Annotated in this window: 17 protein-coding genes; 10 read left to right on the top strand and 7 right to left on the bottom strand. The window is 65.4% G+C overall.

The window, feature by feature from the left end; all coding sequences use genetic code 11:
• The first annotated feature begins 132 nt into the window (after positions 1–132).
• From aroQ to DIE15_RS24245, 8 genes are all read left to right on the top strand, one after another.
• Positions 133–585, top strand: a complete 453-nt coding sequence (gene aroQ / locus DIE15_RS24280) for a type II 3-dehydroquinate dehydratase (protein WP_057926821.1) — start codon at positions 133–135, stop codon at positions 583–585.
• A gap of 64 nt (positions 586–649) precedes the next feature.
• Positions 650–1117 carry an acetyl-CoA carboxylase biotin carboxyl carrier protein gene (accB, locus tag DIE15_RS24275; protein WP_057926822.1) on the top strand — a complete coding sequence of 156 codons (468 nt, stop codon included), beginning with the start codon at positions 650–652 and terminating at the stop codon, positions 1115–1117.
• A gap of 85 nt (positions 1118–1202) precedes the next feature.
• Positions 1203–2570 carry an acetyl-CoA carboxylase biotin carboxylase subunit gene (accC, locus tag DIE15_RS24270; protein ID WP_124834552.1) on the top strand — a complete coding sequence of 456 codons (1368 nt, stop codon included), beginning with the start codon at positions 1203–1205 and terminating at the stop codon, positions 2568–2570.
• A gap of 2 nt (positions 2571–2572) precedes the next feature.
• Positions 2573–3475, top strand: a complete 903-nt coding sequence (gene prmA / locus DIE15_RS24265; protein ID WP_057926824.1) for a 50S ribosomal protein L11 methyltransferase — start codon at positions 2573–2575, stop codon at positions 3473–3475.
• A 45-nt stretch (positions 3476–3520) separates the two neighbouring features.
• Positions 3521–4867: a DUF3426 domain-containing protein gene (locus DIE15_RS24260; RefSeq protein WP_124834551.1), complete on the top strand. Its 1347-nt coding sequence runs from the start codon at positions 3521–3523 to the stop codon at positions 4865–4867.
• Positions 4868–4939: 72 nt separating this feature from the next.
• Positions 4940–5443 carry a thiol peroxidase gene (gene tpx / locus DIE15_RS24255; protein ID WP_057926826.1) on the top strand — a complete coding sequence of 168 codons (504 nt, stop codon included), beginning with the start codon at positions 4940–4942 and terminating at the stop codon, positions 5441–5443.
• 92 nt (positions 5444–5535) lie between these two features.
• Positions 5536–6474 carry a carbohydrate kinase family protein gene (locus DIE15_RS24250; RefSeq protein WP_057926827.1) on the top strand — a complete coding sequence of 313 codons (939 nt, stop codon included), beginning with the start codon at positions 5536–5538 and terminating at the stop codon, positions 6472–6474.
• Between the two features lie 19 nt (positions 6475–6493).
• The gene (locus DIE15_RS24245; protein ID WP_057926828.1) at positions 6494–6967 is read left to right on the top strand and encodes a glycine zipper 2TM domain-containing protein; all 474 of its coding nucleotides are present in this window, start codon (positions 6494–6496) and stop codon (positions 6965–6967) included.
• Positions 6968–7189: 222 nt separating this feature from the next.
• On the opposite strand, the gene DIE15_RS24240 is transcribed toward DIE15_RS24245, so the two are convergent.
• The 7 genes from DIE15_RS24240 to DIE15_RS24205 form a co-directional block, all read right to left on the bottom strand.
• On the bottom strand, positions 7190–7870 hold the full coding sequence (locus DIE15_RS24240; protein WP_124834550.1) for a histone H1-like DNA-binding protein: 681 nt from the start codon (positions 7868–7870) through the stop codon (positions 7190–7192).
• A gap of 28 nt (positions 7871–7898) precedes the next feature.
• On the bottom strand, positions 7899–8225 hold the full coding sequence (locus DIE15_RS24235; RefSeq protein ID WP_124834549.1) for a hypothetical protein: 327 nt from the start codon (positions 8223–8225) through the stop codon (positions 7899–7901).
• Positions 8226–8307: 82 nt separating this feature from the next.
• Positions 8308–9519 (bottom strand): ribonucleotide-diphosphate reductase subunit beta, encoded by a 1212-nt coding sequence (locus tag DIE15_RS24230; protein ID WP_057926830.1) that lies wholly within the window; start codon positions 9517–9519, stop codon positions 8308–8310.
• A 363-nt stretch (positions 9520–9882) separates the two neighbouring features.
• A complete protein-coding gene (locus DIE15_RS24220; protein WP_124834548.1) occupies positions 9883–12876 on the bottom strand; it encodes a ribonucleoside-diphosphate reductase subunit alpha in 2994 nt (997 codons plus the stop codon).
• A 452-nt stretch (positions 12877–13328) separates the two neighbouring features.
• Positions 13329–13919, bottom strand: a complete 591-nt coding sequence (ampD, locus tag DIE15_RS24215; protein ID WP_057926832.1) for a 1,6-anhydro-N-acetylmuramyl-L-alanine amidase AmpD — start codon at positions 13917–13919, stop codon at positions 13329–13331.
• The gene (locus DIE15_RS24210; protein WP_124834547.1) at positions 13916–14218 is read right to left on the bottom strand and encodes a PP0621 family protein; all 303 of its coding nucleotides are present in this window, start codon (positions 14216–14218) and stop codon (positions 13916–13918) included. The genes ampD and DIE15_RS24210 overlap by 4 nt, the downstream gene beginning before the upstream one ends.
• Before the next feature lie 13 nt (positions 14219–14231).
• Positions 14232–15125: an inner membrane protein YpjD gene (locus DIE15_RS24205; RefSeq protein ID WP_057926834.1), complete on the bottom strand. Its 894-nt coding sequence runs from the start codon at positions 15123–15125 to the stop codon at positions 14232–14234.
• 89 nt (positions 15126–15214) lie between these two features.
• Here DIE15_RS24205 and ffh point away from each other — a divergent pair, with 89 nt between their 5' ends.
• Positions 15215–16582 carry a signal recognition particle protein gene (gene ffh, locus DIE15_RS24200; protein ID WP_124834546.1) on the top strand — a complete coding sequence of 456 codons (1368 nt, stop codon included), beginning with the start codon at positions 15215–15217 and terminating at the stop codon, positions 16580–16582.
• A gap of 94 nt (positions 16583–16676) precedes the next feature.
• Positions 16677–17228, top strand: a complete 552-nt coding sequence (locus tag DIE15_RS24195) for a hypoxanthine-guanine phosphoribosyltransferase (protein ID WP_057926836.1) — start codon at positions 16677–16679, stop codon at positions 17226–17228.
• Positions 17229–17247: the final 19 nt, after the last annotated feature.

Here is a 17247-nt window from a genome sequence, read left to right as displayed (position 1 = left end):
TGAATTCGCCGATACTTTGCCAGTGCGCCGGTAATTCTTGCAGGTCCCGCGCGCCCAGCCGTTCGGCAAAACTAGACAAATTTCTCTAAATAGCGCTAAAGTTCGCGCAATTCCGCAGAAATAGAAGCGACCATGACACGATTGCTGGTGCTGCACGGCCCCAACCTGAACCTTCTCGGCACCCGGGAACCGGAGGTGTACGGCCGCGTTACGCTCGCCCAGATCGATCAGGCGCTTGCCGCACGGGCGCAGGAAGCCGGCGCCGAACTGTCGTCGTTCCAGAGCAACCATGAAGGTGCGCTCGTCGACCGCATCCAGGCCGCGCGGGAGGAACAGACCGATTTCATCCTGATCAATCCCGCCGCGTATACGCACACGAGCGTCGCGATTCGGGACGCGATTGCCGGCGTCGGCATCCCGTTCGTCGAGGTTCATCTGTCGAACGTGCACCGCCGCGAAGCGTTCAGGCATCACTCCTACTTTTCCGACCAGGCCGAAGGCGTGATCTGCGGGCTCGGCTGGAAAGGTTATCTGTACGCGCTCGAGTACGCGCTGGACAAGCTGCAAGGCACGTCGCGCGGCTGATTTCGCGATCTAGATTCAGCGCCGGTCCCACCGGCGCTTTCACGTATTGAAAGGGGAATTCCCGATGGATCTTCGTAAGCTGAAAACTCTGATCGACCTCGTCTCCGAATCCGGCATCTCCGAGCTGGAAGTGACGGAAGGCGAAGGTAAGGTGCGCATCGTCAAGAACGCACCGCCGGTCTACGTGCAGCCGACGGCTGGATTTGCCCCGCAGGTCAGCGCACCGGCCCCGTCGGTCGCGCTGCCGGCCGACGGCGCGCCGGCCGCAGCAGGCGCTGCCGCACCGGCCGTGCCGCAAGGTCACGTCGTGACCTCGCCAATGGTCGGCACGTTCTATCGCGCGCCGTCGCCGGGCGCGGACCCGTTCACCCAGGTCGGTGACACGGTCAAGGAAGGCCAGACCATCTGCATCATCGAAGCGATGAAGCTGCTCAATGAGATCGAGTCGGACAAGGCCGGCGTGATCAAGGAAATCCTCGTCGAGAACGGCCAGGCCGTCGAATACGGCCAGCCGCTTTTCGTGATCGGCTAAGCCCGCTGCGCGGCCCAGCCGGCCGCGCGCCGCCGATGCTCGCCAGGCGCCGTTCGCGCGCCCCTCGAAGAGACGAATACTCGCTATGTTTGAAAAAATCCTCATTGCCAACCGCGGTGAAATCGCGCTGCGCATCCAGCGTGCGTGCCGCGAGCTCGGCGTCAAGACGGTGGTCGTCTACTCGGAAGCCGACAAGGAAGCCAAGTACGTGCGCCTCGCGGACGAAGCCGTCTGTATCGGCCCGGCCCCGTCGAACCTGAGCTACCTGAACATGCCGGCGCTGATCAGCGCCGCGGAAGTCACCGATGCCGAGGCGATCCACCCCGGCTACGGCTTCCTGTCGGAGAACGCCGACTTCGCGGAACGCGTCGAGCAGTCGGGCTTCACGTTCATCGGCCCACGTCCGGAAACGATCCGCCTGATGGGCGACAAGGTCACCGCGAAGCAGACCATGATCAAGACCGGCGTGCCGTGCGTGCCGGGTTCGGAAGGCACGTTGCCGGAAGATCCGAAGGAGATCGTGAAGATTGCGCGCGCGATCGGCTATCCGGTCATCATCAAGGCAGCGGGCGGCGGCGGCGGGCGCGGGATGCGCGTCGTGCACACCGAGGCCGCGCTCGTCAACGCGGTCAACATGACCCGCGAGGAAGCCGGCCGTGCGTTCGGCAACCCGCAGGTGTACATGGAGAAGTTCCTCGAGAACCCGCGCCACATCGAAATCCAGGTGCTGTCGGACGCGCACAAGAACGCGATCTGGCTCGGCGAGCGCGACTGCTCGATGCAGCGCCGTCACCAGAAGGTGATCGAGGAAGCGCCGGCGCCCGGCATTCCGCGTCGCCTGATCGAGCGCATCGGCGACCGCTGCGCGGACGCGTGCAAGAAGATGGGCTACCTCGGCGCGGGCACGTTCGAATTCCTGTACGAGAACAACGAGTTCTACTTCATCGAGATGAACACGCGCGTGCAGGTCGAGCACCCGGTGTCGGAGATGATCACGGGCGTCGACATCGTGCAGGAACAGATCCGCATCGCAGCCGGCGAGAAGCTCGCGCTGCGCCAGCGCGACATCCAGTTCCGCGGACATGCGATCGAATGCCGGATCAACGCGGAAGATCCGTTCAAGTTCACGCCGTCGCCGGGCCGGATCACGTCGTGGCATACGCCGGGCGGCCCTGGCGTGCGCGTCGACTCGCACGCCTACAATGGCTATTTCGTGCCGCCGAACTATGATTCGATGATCGGCAAGCTGATCACCTACGGCGCGACGCGCGACCAGGCGATCCGCCGGATGCGCATCGCGCTGTCGGAAATGGTCGTCGAAGGCATCCAGACCAACATCCCGCTGCACCGCGAGCTGATGATCGACTCGAAGTTCGTCGAAGGCGGCACCAGCATCCACTATCTCGAAAACCGGCTCGCCCAGAAGCAGCAGGTCGCACCGGAAGAAGCGTAAGCATGAGCTACCGCGAACTCGTCGTAGAACTGGCCCGTGAGCATGCGGAGGCGCTGTCCGACGCACTGCTCGAACTCGGCGCGCTGTCGGTGTCTGTCGAGGACGCCGACGCCGACACGCCCGATGAACAGCCGCTCTTCGGCGAGCCCGGCCTGGTTCCGGAGCGCACCGCGTGGCAGCACTCGCGCGTGATCGCGCTGCTGTCGCCCGATCACGAGCCGGCCGTGCTGCTCGCGGCGGCCGCGAACGAAATCGGCGTCGCCGAGACACCGAAGTTCGACGTGCGCGAAGTCGAGGAACAGGACTGGGTGCGGCTCACGCAGTCGCAATTCGAGCCGATTCCGATCGGCGAGCGGATCTGGGTCGTGCCGTCGTGGCACGACGCGCCCGACCCCGATGCACTGATCCTCGAACTCGACCCCGGCCTCGCCTTCGGCACCGGCAGCCACCCGACCACGCGCCTGTGCATGGAATGGCTCGAACAGTCGGTGAAGCCCGGCCAGTCGGTGCTCGACTACGGCTGCGGCTCGGGCATTCTCGCGATCCTCGCGCAGAAATGCGGGGCGAACCCCGTAGTCGGCATCGATATCGACCCGCAGGCGGTGGAATCGGCGCGGCAGAACAGCGAACGTAACCACGCGGCAGTCACGTACGGGCTGCCCGACGCGTGTCCGGCCGGCGAATTCGACATCGTCGTCGCGAACATCCTGTCGAACCCACTGAAGCTGATGGCGTCGATGCTCGCATCGAAGGTGAAACCGGGCGGGCACATCGCGCTGTCGGGCGTGCTCGCGCGCCAGGCGGACGAAGTCGCGGCCGTCTATGCGCGCTACGTCGACATCTCGGTCTGGCGCGAACACGAAGGTTGGGTATGCCTCGCCGGAACCCGGCGGGAAAGCCATTAGAATAGCGCTGTCCTTCACTCTGGCCAGCAGGCCGCCCGGCTCGACATGCTTCTTGCGACGCGCTGCCCTCATTGCGAAACCGTCTTCCGGCTGCAGCAGGAACAGCTCTCGCTGCATGACGGGCTCGTGCGCTGCGGACACTGCCAGCAGGTCTTCAACGCGTCGCAGTCGCTCGTGCCCGAGCCGGCGCTGACCGAAGCGGCGCCGGCCGAGCCGGCCGAGCCGGCCGCCGCCACCCCGCAACACGACGCCACGCCCGCGCGGCTCTTCGCCGACGCACCGGTCGGGTCGGCATCCGACACGGACTACAAGCCGGAAGGCTGGGACATGTGGGCGCCGTGGCTCGATGCCGGCGTCGACCCGGCGCTGCAGCACACCGGGCAGACCGTACGCGCCGAGCCGCTGGTGCCGCTCGCGCTGCCGGCCACTGAAGCCGGTGTCATTCATCTGTCCGGCACGCCCGCACCGATCGCCTCCGTCCCTGCCGAGCTGCACGCCGCGGTTGCGCCACCGGCCGAACCGGACGGAACGCCGCACGAAACCGACGCATCGGACACGTCGCTGGCCGCGCCGACTGTCGAGCCCGACCTGCGCGAACCGCGCTTCGTCGCGCACACGCCGTCGGCCGAACAAGCCGCAGCGGAGCCCGTCGAACCGGTTGGCAACGCGCGCTTCGCGGTGCCCGACGATGAACACGCGCCGCGTGAACCGCGCTTCGCATTCAGGCCGGCGCAAGCCGCAGCCGAATCCGAACGTGGACCCGGCAGCAACTCCGGCGAGCACGCGCCCGCACCGACCGCGGCCGCCAGCGAACCGGACGTCCAACCGGCCGCCACCTTCCCCGCCGCACTGACCGACGACGACCGCACGCACTTCGCCGTGACGCGCGAGTCGCGTGCGCCACAGCGGCACGGGATGCTCGGCGGCTTTTTCGGCGGCCTCGTCGCCGCCGCGCTCGCGGTGCTGCTCGTCGCGCAGCTTGCGTGGTGGCAGCGCGAACCCGTGATGATCTACTGGCCCGTCACGCAGGTCTGGTTCCGGCAAGCGTGCGCGCCGCTCGGCTGCACGGTCACGCCGCCGCGCGCGATCGACGGCCTGCGGCTCGACGCGGCCGACCTGCGCCAGCTCGACGGCCCGCGCGTGCTGGAGCTGAAGGTGCCGCTGACGAACCGTTATCGCGTCGCGCTCGCCTACCCGTCGCTCGAGCTGACGCTGCTCGACGACACGAATCACGTGACCGTGCGCCGCGTGCTCGCGCCGCGCGACTACGTGCGCCCGGGCACGCCGATCGACGCCGGGCTGCCGCCCGGCACGACACAAACGATGATCGTGCGTCTCGACACGAACGGCACGCCCGCCTCGAATTTCCGCGTCCAGATCTTCTATCCGTGACGCCCCGCGGCGCGCGCATGCGCGCCGTCTCAACCCGCGCGCCGCAGCGGCGCGCTATTTCGGAGCACGAACATGAGCAAAGTTACGCTGGGTGGCAACCCGATCGATCTCGCCGGCACGTTCCCGGCCGTCGGCTCGCAAGCCCCCGACTTCAAGCTGGTCGGCAAGGATCTCGCCGATCTGTCGCTCGCCAGCTTCGCCGGCAAGCGCAAGGTGCTGAACATCGTCCCGAGCCTCGACACGCCGACCTGCGCGACGTCGACCCGCAAGTTCAACGAAGCCGCGTCGTCGCTCGACAACACGGTCGTGGTCGTCGTGTCCGGCGACCTGCCGTTCGCCGCCACGCGCTTCTGCACGACCGAAGGCCTCGCGAACGTCGTGACGGCTTCGACGTTCCGCGGCGGCCGCGCATTCGCGAACGCGTACGGCGTCGACGTGACGAGCGGCCCGCTGGACGGCCTGACGGCCCGCGCAGTCGTCGTGCTCGACGCGCAGGACAAGGTGATCCACGCGCAACTCGTCGGCGAGATCAAGGACGAGCCGAACTACGACGCAGCGCTCGCCGCACTGAAGTAATCCGCAGCCGCCCGGCCCTGCCGCGCGAGGCCCGACGGTCTGCGCACCGGCCGGGCGGCCGCCTCCTTTTGCTCTCTACAGGAACGCACGCCTTGACTACGCTGATTTGCGGCTCGCTCGCCTACGACAACATCATGACCTTCGAAGGCCGGTTTCGCGAGCACATCCTGCCCGACCAGGTTCACCTTCTGAACGTGAGCTTCCTCGTGCCGACGATGCGTCGCGAATTCGGCGGTTGCGCGGGGAACATCGCTTACGCGCTGCACATGCTCGGCGGCGACGCGCGCATCATGGCGACGGTCGGCGCGAACGACGCCGACCGCTATCTCGAGCGTCTCGACAGCCTCGGCCTGTCGAAAGCCAATGTGCGCGTGGTGCCCGAAACGCACACCGCGCAGGCGATGATCACGACCGATCTCGAGAACAACCAGATCACCGCATTCCACCCAGGCGCGATGATGGAGTCGCACCTGAACCGTGCGGACGAAGTGCCGGGCGTGAAGCTCGGCATCGTCGCGCCGGACGGCTTCGACGGGATGGTCCAGCATGCCGAGCAATTCGCGAAGGCCGGCATCCCGTTCATCTTCGATCCGGGCCAGGGCCTGCCGCTGTTCGACGGTGCGACGCTGCGCCGCATCATTGAACTCGCGACCTTCGTCGCGGTCAACGACTACGAGGGCAAGCTCGTCAGCGACAAGACGGGCTGGTCCGAACAGGAAATCGCCAGCCGGGTTCAGGCGTTGATCATCACGCGCGGCGAGCACGGCTCCACCATTCTTCACAAAAACGGCGAAGAACATATTCCGGTCGTGCAAGCAGAGCGTGTCGTCGATCCGACCGGTTGCGGCGACGCCTTCCGGGGCGGCCTGCTGTACGGCATCGAGAACGGTCTCGACTGGGCAACCACGGGCCGCCTCGCGAGCCTGATGGGCTCGATCAAGATCGCCCACCAGGGGCCCCAGACCTACGCATTGACGCGCGCCGAAATCGACGTGCGCTTCGAGGCTGCCTTCGGTTACAGTCTCAAATGAATATTGCGGGAGAGCAAAGATGTTGACCAAGAAAACCCTCACGTTCGCGGCGATGCTGACGGCCACGCTGACGCTCGCCGGCTGCTTCACGGCGCCGGGCTCGGCGGATGTCTATAGCGTCGGCCAGGCGCAGCGCGAACAGACCGTCCGCATGGGCACGGTCGAAAGCGTCCGCGCGGTGCGCATCCAGTCCGACGGCGGCGGCAGCGCCATCGGCACGCTCGGCGGCGGTGCGCTCGGCGCAGTCGCGGGCAGCGCGATCGGCGGCGGCAAGGGGTCGATCCTGACGGCCATCGCAGGCGGTCTCGTCGGCGCGGTCGCGGGCAACGCGGTCGGCGAAAATCTCAGCACGGCGAACGGTGTCGAAATCACCGTGCGCCTCGACAACGGCGACCTGCGCTCGATCACGCAGGCGGCAAGCGGCGAAATGTTCCGCGCCGGCGAACGTGTGCGACTGCTGTCGAGCGGCGGCGTCACGCGCGTCACGCACTAACGAGCATCCTCAGCATGCGGCGCAAGCCGCGGTCGAACGCATGTGCGAAGCTGCACATGCGTTTTTTTTCGTCCGCAATTCGTTGCCGGCCGACGGTGGGCGCTACGATGAATACGGACGAAAAAAATCCCGCCACCTGAGCCAGATAGCGGGATCGATTGAGTAGCGCTACTCAACCCGCGGACACCGCGTGAGTGTCCGGGTAGTACTGGTCAGCCGCGATTACGGACGGCTGCCGGTCGGGAACGGCCATGCCGCTGCCGGGTTGAGCGCGGTCTTCACGCCCGATGCCGGCGCGACCGATGCGGTCGACGCGGTGGTTGCCGGTGCAGCCTTCTTCACGACGGCCTTCTTCGGAGCAGCAGCCTTCTTCGCCGGTGCAGCAGCCTTCGGTGCGGCAACCTTCTTCGCAGGGGCAGCCTTCTTGGCGGGCGCAGCCTTCTTCGCAGCGGCCTTCTTCGCAGGCGCAGCCTTCTTGGCAGCAGCCTTCTTCGCAGGCGCGGCCTTCTTCGCAGCAGCCTTCTTCGCCGGCGCGGCCTTCTTCGCAGCAACCTTCTTCACCGCGACCTTCTTGGCGGCAACCTTCTTCGCTGCGGCCTTCTTCGCCGGTGCTGCCTTCTTCGCGGCAACCTTCTTCACCGCGACTTTCTTCGCAGCGACCTTCTTGGCTGCAACCTTCTTCGTTGCGACCTTCTTTGCCGCGACCTTCTTTGCCGCGACCTTCTTCGCTGCGGCCTTCTTCGCCGGTGCTGCCTTCTTCGCGGCAACCTTCTTCACCGCGACCTTCTTCGCAGCAACTTTCTTCACTGCAGCGGCTTTCTTCGCCGGGGCTGCAGCCTTCTTCGCTACGGTCTTCTTGGCAGCGACCTTCTTAGCAGCCGGTTTTTTCTTGGCAGTAGCCATGTTGTTCTCCTTCAGGTTCAGATGAGAGTCAGTTCAAACTACACCCTTCGTCAAAACCCGCTTCCCGCGGACGCTGTTCAGGACGTGCGCTTCGAAGCGGGCTATTCATCGGCGTACGCGGATACCACGCGCTTACGCTAATGAATACGGTATGGCGCGCGAGACCCCATGGCCTCGCGCGCCAAATCAAGTCGGTAGCCGGCGCACCTCGCACCGCTACCCCTAATCGCTTGATCAAGCGGACCGCCACACGGCCGTCCGCTTTTTCCGGAGGGAAGTTTGCCCATCCCACTGAAGGGTTCGCAAAGTGCCGATCATGTCGTTGGGCCGTTAAGGCACCGGGCATGCTTTGCATCAGGCGTTCTTGCTCCTAAACCTTGGGCCGGGGCCGAGAGGCCGCCGGCTGCTCCATCATGTGACGGGTTCGCTGCTGCGGGTTATTCCCAGGACAGCGCGCCGCCCGTCTGATACTCGATCACTCGCGTCTCGAAGAAGTTGCGCTCCTTCTTCAGGTCGATCATCTCGCTCATCCACGGGAACGGGTTTTCCTCGTTCGGGAACAGCGGGTCGAGGCCGATCTGCTGGCAACGGCGGTTGCTGATGAAGCGCAGATAGCTCTTGAACATCGACGCGTTCAGACCCAGCACGCCGCGCGGCATCGTGTCCTCGGCGTAGCGGTATTCGAGTTCGACAGCCTGCTTGAACAGCTCGCGGATCTCGGCGCGGAATTCCGCGGTCCAGAGATGCGGGTTCTCGAGCTTGATCTGGTTGATCAGGTCGATGCCGAAATTGCAGTGCATCGATTCGTCGCGCAGGATGTACTGATATTGCTCTGCAGCACCCGTCATCTTGTTCTGGCGGCCGAGCGCGAGAATCTGCGTGAAGCCGACATAGAAGAACAGGCCTTCCATGATGCAGGCGAACACGATCAGCGACTTCAGCAGCTTCTGATCCGCTTCGAGCGTACCGGTCTTGAAGGCCGGGTCGGTCAGCGTGTGGATGAACGGGATCAGGAATTCGTCCTTCGCGCGGATCGACGTGACCTCGTGGTACGCGTTGAAGATCTCGCCTTCGTCGAGACCGAGCGATTCGACAATGTATTGATACGCGTGCGTGTGGATCGCCTCTTCGAACGCCTGGCGCAGCAGGAACTGCCGGCACTCGGGCGCCGTGATGTGGCGGTACGTGCCGAGCACGATGTTGTTCGCGGCGAGCGAATCGGCCGTCACGAAGAAACCGAGGTTGCGCTTGACGATGCGGCGCTCGTCCTCGGTCAGACCGTTCGGGTCCTTCCACAGTGCGATGTCGCGGGACATGTTGATTTCCTGCGGCATCCAGTGGTTCGCGCAACCCGCCAGATACTTTTCCCACGCCCACTTGTACTTGAACGGCACCAGCTGATTGACGTCAGTCTGGCCGTTGATGATGCGCTTGTCGGCGACATTGACCCGCGTTTCCGAACCGCCAGCGGGAACAGCCGATGCTTGCGGCGGCACCGCAAGATCGCCTTCGAAAATGTCGCGGACCTGATGGGCGGCAGGCGCTGCCGCCTGCATTCCGACAGCCATCCCTGCGGAGGTGCGCATCGCGTTTTGCTGCGCTCCGCTCGCGGGGGTTACGGCAGTCTTCTCGTCATCCCAGTTGAGCATAAATTCTCACCATCAATTTAGAACGGTTTGTACCATCTTTTCCTGAGCGATAAAAGGGCTCGCTCACGAAAAATCCTTTTTTCGATTCGCGTTGCGACCTCGATACAACACTTTGAGCAACGCATCGTCGTTCATGCGGCGCGCGACGCGTGTCGCACATGTATCGCGAGGTGCGCTCGACGCATCGAACGCTGATCGAAACGCGACGTCGTCGGGGATGTTTCGATCGCTTGTCACTGCCTGCAACGCAAGTGGCGCGTTACAGATTCCTTATCATTTTTTTAGTAGAGAGCGGCGCACACTTCAACCTCGATCGGTTGTCGTGCACGCCGCCCGAACCTTCTTCAGGTCATGCGCGCCGTGTTACTGGCAGGCTTCGCACTCGTCGAAGCCCGGATCGCCCGGACGCATCGTGCACACCGGACCGTCTGCTTCGACCGGCGCCAGCGCCGGTGCCGCATTGACCGCGCCCGACGATGCATCGCCGCCTGCCGCACCGAAGCCGCCTGCCGCGCCTTGCGCGCCGCCGCTGCTCGAGCCACCGCTCGTCGGCACTGCGTTCAGCGCGCCATGTGCGACCGTCGACTTCTCGACGTGCGTCGCCGCCATCGTGCGCAGGTAGTAGGTCGTCTTCAGACCGCGCAGCCATGCGAGCTTGTAGACCTCGTCGAGCTTCTTGCCCGACGCGCCGCCCATGTAGATGTTCAGCGACTGCGCCTGGTCGATCCACTTCTGGCGACGCGATGCCGCTTCGACCAGCCACGTCGGGTCGACCTCGAACGCGGTCGCGTAGATCGCGCGCAGGTCGGCCGGGATGCGGTCGATGCGCGACAGCATGCCGTCGAAGTACTTCAGGTCGGCCACCATCACTTCGTCCCACAGGCCGCGCTCCTTCAGGTCGCGAACGAGGTACTCGTTGACCACCGTGAATTCGCCCGACAGGTTCGACTTCACGTACAGGTTCTGGAAGGTCGGCTCGATGCACGCCGACACGCCGATGATGTTCGAGATCGTCGCCGTCGGCGCGATCGCGACGCAGTTCGAGTTGCGCATGCCGTGCGAGGCGATCCGCGAACGCAGCGTCGTCCAGTCGAGCGACGCCGACGTGTCGACCTCGACGTAGCCGCCGCGCGCTTCCGTCAGCAGCTTCAGCGTGTCCTGCGGGAGGATGCCGCGATCCCACAGCGAGCCGCGGTAGCTCGAGTAGCGGCCGCGTTCCTCGGCCAGCTCGGTCGACGCGTAGTACGCGTAGTAGCAGACCGCTTCCATCGAACGGTCGGCGAACTCGACCGCCGCTTCCGACGCGTACGGCGTGCGCAGCAGGTGCAGGCAGTCCTGGAAGCCCATGATGCCCATGCCGACCGGGCGGTGCTTCAGGTTCGAGTTACGCGCCTTCGGCACCGCGTAGTAGTTGATGTCGATCACGTTGTCGAGCATGCGCATCGCGACGCTGATCGTGCGCTTCAGCTTGTCGTGGTCGAGCGCGTAGCTGCCGTCGGCCTGCTTCACCAGGTGGGCGACGAGGTTCACCGAGCCCAGGTTGCACACCGCGATTTCGGTGTCGCTCGTGTTCAGCGTGATTTCCGTGCACAGGTTCGACGAGTGGACGACGCCGACGTGCTGCTGCGGCGAGCGCACGTTGCACGGATCCTTGAACGTGATCCACGGGTGGCCCGTTTCGAACAGCATGCCGAGCATCTTGCGCCAGAGCTGCTGCGCCGGGATCTTCTTGAACAGCTTGATCTCGCCGCGCGCGACCTTGTCTTCGTAAGCCGTGTAAGCCGCTTCGAACTCCGCGCCGAACTTGTCGTGCAGGTCCGGGCAGGTCGACGGCGAGAACAGCGTCCAGTCGGCGCCTTCCATCACGCGCTTCATGAACAGGTCGGGAATCCAGTTCGCCGTGTTCATGTCGTGCGTACGGCGGCGATCGTCGCCGGTGTTCTTGCGCAGCTCGAGGAATTCCTCGATGTCGAGGTGCCACGATTCGAGGTACGCGCACACCGCGCCCTTGCGCTTGCCGCCCTGGTTGACCGCGACGGCCGTGTCGTTGACCACCTTCAGGAACGGGACCACGCCTTGCGACTTGCCGTTCGTGCCCTTGATATGCGAGCCGAGCGCACGCACGCGCGTCCAGTCGTTGCCGAGACCGCCGGCGAACTTCGACAGCAGCGCGTTTTCCTTCAGCGCTTCATAGATGCCGTCGAGGTCGTCCGCGACCGTCGTCAGGTAGCACGACGACAGCTGCGAGCGATGGGTGCCCGAGTTGAACAGCGTCGGCGTCGAGCTCATGAAGTCGAAGCTCGACAGCACGTTGTAGAACTCGATCGCGCGCGTTTCGCGGTCGATCTCGTTCAGCGACAGGCCCATCGCGACGCGCATGAAGAATGCCTGCGGCATTTCGATGCGGGAACCGTCGACGTGCAGGAAGTAGCGGTCGTACAGCGTCTGCAGGCCGAGGTAGCCGAACTGCAGGTCGCGATTCGCGTCGAGCGCGTCGCCGAGACGCTTCAGGTCGAACTGCAGCAGCTTGTCGTCGAGCAGGCCGGCGTCGACGCCGCGCTTCAGGAACTGCGGGAAGTATTCCGCGTAGCGGGTCGACATCTCGGCCTGGACCACTTCCTCGCCGAGGATCTCGCGGCGGATCGTGTGCAGCAGGATGCGGGCCGTGACCTGGCTGTACGCCGGATCCTTTTCGATCATCGTGCGCGCAGCGAGGATCGCCGAGTCGTAGACCTGGCTCATCGGCACGCCGTCGTACAGGTTCTTCACCGTTTCCGCGACGATCGGGTCAGGGTTAACCGCAGCGCCGAGGCCGTCGCATGCCGACACGATCAGCGCACGCAGCGCGTTCATGTCGAGCGGGCGCGTGACGCCGTTGTCGACGACGTTGATGCCGGTGCTCGCCTCGCCGCCCGCTGCCGCTGCTTCCTCGCCCGCATGCTGGCGCTCGAGGTGGCGCTTCTCGCGATACAGCACGTACGCGCGCGCGACGTTGTGCTCGCCGCCGCGCATCAGCGCGAGTTCGACCTGGTCCTGAATGTCTTCGATATGGAACGTACCGCCGTTCGGACGGCTGCGCACGAGCGCGCGAACGACGTTGTGCGTCAGTTGCTCGACGAGTTCGCGTACGCGCGCCGATGCCGCGCCCTGCCCGCCGTTGACGGCCAGGAAAGCCTTGGTCACCGCAATCGCGATCTTCGAAGGCTCGAACGACACCACGCTGCCGTTGCGTCGGATCACCTTGTAGTCGGCGAACGTGGCCTGCGGCGCGAGCGCCTGCGCGCCCTGTTCGGTCCCGCCGAGCGGACGGCTCGAGGCGCTCTCGTACTGGGACGTCGCGTTGTCGGTGGTTTGCATGTGCAAAGCTCCTGGTGTTGGATGGTGCGGAGAGAACCGCGGATTAAAACGAACGCTGCGCAATAAGGTGCGCGAGCGGTAAGAGGCGAGCGATGCGTCGGGGAAGCCGGTTCGGTCGATGCGCGACAACCGATCCGGTCGTGTGCTTCGTCATGTGTCCCCTGCCCCGTCGAAGTTCGCTGCGCTTGATCGCGACGCCCGGACCGCCCGGCCTGGCGCGCCGCCCTGAGAACCCTGTCCGCCGGCGTTGCCCGCCGGCCGGTGCCGCTCGGGTTTCCCCTGCGACACACACTATATCTAGTACAGAACCGCTCAACTGGCACCAAGTATAGTGGACATTCGGAGGACGTCCAAACGGTTAATTTGCGATGGAGGTCTTGACATCGCTCACGCGCAGACACGACAAGGCATTGGTCGGAGAAAAAACTTTCCCCGGTCAAAAAACCCCGCGATCAGTGCTGACGGAACGGAAAGTATTCGGCGGAAAAACCGGCATCGCTCGCGAAGCGTTGCCAATCGAAGTGCGGGCCCGGGTCGGTCTTGCGGCCCGGCGCGACGTCCGAGTGCCCAGCAAATGCGTCGACCGGATAGCGTGCGGCGAGCGCGCGGGAGAGCGCGGCGAGCATCGCATACTGCGCGTCGTCGAACGGCACATCGTCCGCGCCTTCGAGCTCGATGCCGATCGAGAAGTCGTTGCAGCGTGTCCGGCCGAAGAACTCGGACGCGCCCGCATGCCACGCGCGCTCGTCGCACGACACGAACTGCACGAGTTCGCCGTCGCGGCGGATCAGGAAGTGCGCGGACACGCGCACGCCGCGCAGGTGGCTCTGGTAATAGGGGTGCGCATCGCAATCGAGACGGTTCAGGAACAGCGATTCGATCGCGTCGCCGCCAAACTCGCCGGGCGGCAAGCTGATGTTGTGGACGACGACGAGCGTCGGCACCGCGCCGGCAGGTCGCGCCTCGAAATTCGGCGACGGTGCATGACGCGCTTCGCGCACCCAGCCGCGTGCATCGACCGACAGCAGCGCTGCGTCGCTCATCGGGCGTCGTGGCCGCTCGCGCGTGCGCCGTGGCGCTGCGCGTGCTCAGTGCTGCAGAAGTATTCGCCGCCCACTGCGACGGCGTCGCCCTTCGGCGCATGCACACCGCATTCGGCGCAGCGCACCATCGGCTCGGGCAGCGAGCGCGCGTCGCCGTTCGGGCGTGCCGTACCGGCACCGCCGTCGTAGCCGCCACCGCGGCCGGTGCGCGCCTGCGCATGCTCCTGGGCCTGGCGCAGCTTGCGCGCGAGCCACGAACCCGCGAAGAAAAGAAGAATCAGGAGAAGAATCTGTCGCATCGGAAACCTGCGTTCAAACCACGGAGCGGTGCAGCAGCACCTCGAAAACGAACCGGCTGCCGACATACGCGAACAGCAGCGCGGCAAACGACACGAGCACCCAGCGCGCGGCGCCGCGCCCGCGCCAGCCCGACGTCTTGCGGGCCACCAGCAGGCCGCCGAACATCAGCCACGACAGCACCGCGAACACGGTCTTGTGATCGAGCCGCAGCGCGCGTGCATCGACCTGCTCGCTGAACAGGATCCCCGACGCGAGCGTCAGCGTGAGCAGCACGAAGCCGGCGCCGATCAGGCGGAACAGCAGCTTCTCGAGCGTGAGCAGCGGCGGCAGCGTTTCGAGCCAGCTCGCGATCCAGCCGGTCGAACCGTCGCGCCCGCCGCTTCTCAGCGATTGCAGGCGCCGCTCGACCATCAGCATCAGGACTGCGTGCAGCGCGGCGATCGCAAAGAGGCCGTATGCGATGTTCGCGATCAGGAAGTGCATCTTGAACAGCGGTGCTGCGGCATAAGGCAGCACCCGCACGCCACCGAACACGAGCGGCAGCAGCGACGCGCCGCACGCAAGCGGCAGCACGAGAAGGCGCAGGCTGTCGAGCGGGAAGAAGAAGCTCTCGATCCAGTAGATGCCGGCGCCGAGCCAGAACATCGCGGACAGCGCGAACGCGAACCCGAAGATCATCGCGTCGTGCGGGAAGATCGTCATGTGCAGCAGCACGCCGTGCGCGACGAGCGCCGCGAACAGCAGCGCGCGGCCGGCCGAGCTCATCCCCGACGCGGCGGACGCCGGAACCGGCACGGCCGGCACGCTCGCGACGAGCGGCGTCGCGCCCTGGCGGTGCGTGCGCCAGCCTGCGACGGCAAGGCCGCCGTACAGGAATGCGGTGAGGGCATACAGTACAATATCCATGTTCGAAGTTTACACTAGGCCCCCTCCCCGCGACGGCTCCCTTTGTTCGGTTCCGTTGCGCCTTCGGGCCCCACTGTCCATCGCTCCCCATGCTCGACAATCTCACTCAACGGATGGCGCGCGTCGTCAAGACGCTGCGCGGCGAGGCCCGGCTTACCGAGGCGAACACCCAGGAGATGCTCCGCGAGGTGCGTCTCGCGCTGCTGGAGGCCGACGTCGCACTGCCCGTCGTCCGCGAATTCATCGCCAAGGTCAAGGAAAAGGCGCTCGGCGAGGAAGTGATCAGCAGCCTGTCGCCGGGTCAGGCGCTCGTCGGCGTGGTCCAGAAGGAACTGACCGCCGTGATCGGCGGCGACTACGAAGGCAAGGCCGCCGAGCTGAACCTTGCGGTCACCCCGCCTGCCGTGATCCTGATGGCCGGCCTGCAGGGCGCCGGCAAGACCACGACCGTCGGCAAGCTCGCGAAGCTGCTGCGCGAGAAGTACAAGAAGAAGGTGCTGACGGTGTCGTGCGACGTGTATCGCCCGGCCGCGATCATGCAGTTGAAAACGGTGACCGAACAGGTCGGCGCCGACTTCTTCCCGTCGACGCCGGACCAGAAGCCCGTCGACATCGCGGTCGCCGCCGTCGACTGGGCGAAGCGCCACTACCATGACGTGCTGATCGTCGACACGGCCGGCCGCCTCGGCATCGACGAGGTGATGATGCAGGAAATCGCCGCGCTGCACGGCACGCTGAAGCCGGCCGAAACGCTGTTCGTCGTCGACGCGATGCTCGGCCAGGACGCGGTCAATACCGCGAAGGCGTTCAACGACACGCTGCCGCTGACCGGCGTCGTGCTGACCAAGCTCGACGGCGATTCGCGCGGCGGTGCCGCGTTGTCGGTGCGACACGTCACGGGCAAGCCGATCAAGTTCGTCGGCGTCGCCGAAAAGCTCGACGGCCTTGAGGTGTTCCACCCTGACCGGATGGCGAACCGGATCCTCGGCATGGGCGACATCCTCGCGCTCGTCGAGGAAGCGCAGCGCGGCGTCGACGTGCAGGCCGCGCAGAAGCTTGCCGACAAGGTCAAGAAAGGCGGCGACTTCGACCTGAACGATTTCCGCGCGCAGATCTCGCAGATGAAGAACATGGGCGGCCTGTCGTCGCTGATGGACAAGCTGCCCGCGCAGTTCCAGCAGGCCGCGGCCGGCGCCGACATGGGTCAGGCCGAGAAGCAGATCCGCCGGATGGAAGGGATCATCAGCTCGATGACGCCCGCCGAGCGCGCGAAACCCGAAATCATCAAGGCGACGCGCAAGCGCCGCATTGCAGCCGGTGCGGGCGTGCCGGTACAGGAAGTCAACCGGATGCTGAACCAGTACGACCAGATGCGTACGATGATGAAGAAACTGAAGGGCGGCAACATGCAGAAGATGATGCGTGGCCTGAAGGGCATGATGCCCGGCATGCGCTGATTCCGCCCGTCGGCCGGCGCGCGGGTTTTTGCCGTAGCGCGCGCCTGCCGTTCTGCTTCATCCTTATTTGTATACCGACTGCTCGCCAGAACACATGAACCGCGAAGAAGCCCTCCACATTTTCGACCACTCCGAAGAGATCGTCTCGGCAGATGCCGTCAACGCGTCGATCTCCAGGATGGCCGACGCGATCCGCGCCGAGATCGGCGATGCGTTCCCGCTCGTTCTCTCGGTGATGGGCGGCGCCGCGGTGTTTACCGGGATGCTGCTACCGCATCTCGATTTCCCGCTGGAATTCGACTACATCCACCTGACCCGCTATCGCAACACGACGCAGGGCAGCCCGGAGATGCACTGGCGCGTCGCGCCGCGCGAATCGGTGAAGGACCGGATCGTGCTCGTGCTCGACGACATCCTCGACGAAGGCGAGACGATGGCCGCGATCCGCGACCGCATCCTCGACATGGGCGCGAAGCGCTTCATGTCCGCCGTGCTGTGCGAGAAGACGCTCACGAAGGCGAAACCGCTGCATCCCGACTTCTGCGGCTTCGCGGTGCCGGACCGCTACGTGTTCGGCTGCGGGATGGACGCAAAGGGCTACTGGCGCAACCTGCCGACGATCCGCGCGCTGACCGCGAACGTCTGACCCCCGCCCGCCATAAGAA

This window comes from Burkholderia sp. Bp9031, from assembly GCF_003857965.1.
GTDB classification, from domain to species: Bacteria; Pseudomonadota; Gammaproteobacteria; order Burkholderiales; family Burkholderiaceae; genus Burkholderia; species Burkholderia ambifaria_A.
Note: the sequence above shows the minus strand (reverse complement) of the source record. Positions and strands in the feature narration are given on the sequence as shown.

What these genes read in the sequence shown, in the direction of transcription:
- aroQ (WP_057926821.1), top strand. Translation starts at nt 133, where the DNA reads ATGACACGATTGCTGGTGCTGCACGGCCCCAACCTGAACCTTCTCGGC.
- accB (WP_057926822.1), top strand. Translation starts at nt 650, where the DNA reads ATGGATCTTCGTAAGCTGAAAACTCTGATCGACCTCGTCTCCGAATCC.
- accC (WP_124834552.1), top strand. Translation starts at nt 1,203, where the DNA reads ATGTTTGAAAAAATCCTCATTGCCAACCGCGGTGAAATCGCGCTGCGC.
- prmA (WP_057926824.1), top strand. Translation starts at nt 2,573, where the DNA reads ATGAGCTACCGCGAACTCGTCGTAGAACTGGCCCGTGAGCATGCGGAG.
- DIE15_RS24260 (WP_124834551.1), top strand. Translation starts at nt 3,521, where the DNA reads ATGCTTCTTGCGACGCGCTGCCCTCATTGCGAAACCGTCTTCCGGCTG.
- tpx (WP_057926826.1), top strand. Translation starts at nt 4,940, where the DNA reads ATGAGCAAAGTTACGCTGGGTGGCAACCCGATCGATCTCGCCGGCACG.
- DIE15_RS24245 (WP_057926828.1), top strand. Translation starts at nt 6,494, where the DNA reads ATGTTGACCAAGAAAACCCTCACGTTCGCGGCGATGCTGACGGCCACG.
- DIE15_RS24240 (WP_124834550.1), bottom strand. Translation starts at nt 7,870, where the DNA reads ATGGCTACTGCCAAGAAAAAACCGGCTGCTAAGAAGGTCGCTGCCAAG.
- DIE15_RS24235 (WP_124834549.1), bottom strand. Translation starts at nt 8,225, where the DNA reads ATGCAAAGCATGCCCGGTGCCTTAACGGCCCAACGACATGATCGGCAC.
- DIE15_RS24230 (WP_057926830.1), bottom strand. Translation starts at nt 9,519, where the DNA reads ATGCTCAACTGGGATGACGAGAAGACTGCCGTAACCCCCGCGAGCGGA.
- DIE15_RS24220 (WP_124834548.1), bottom strand. Translation starts at nt 12,876, where the DNA reads ATGCAAACCACCGACAACGCGACGTCCCAGTACGAGAGCGCCTCGAGC.
- ampD (WP_057926832.1), bottom strand. Translation starts at nt 13,919, where the DNA reads ATGAGCGACGCAGCGCTGCTGTCGGTCGATGCACGCGGCTGGGTGCGC.
- DIE15_RS24210 (WP_124834547.1), bottom strand. Translation starts at nt 14,218, where the DNA reads ATGCGACAGATTCTTCTCCTGATTCTTCTTTTCTTCGCGGGTTCGTGG.
- DIE15_RS24205 (WP_057926834.1), bottom strand. Translation starts at nt 15,125, where the DNA reads ATGGATATTGTACTGTATGCCCTCACCGCATTCCTGTACGGCGGCCTT.
- ffh (WP_124834546.1), top strand. Translation starts at nt 15,215, where the DNA reads ATGCTCGACAATCTCACTCAACGGATGGCGCGCGTCGTCAAGACGCTG.
- DIE15_RS24195 (WP_057926836.1), top strand. Translation starts at nt 16,677, where the DNA reads ATGAACCGCGAAGAAGCCCTCCACATTTTCGACCACTCCGAAGAGATC.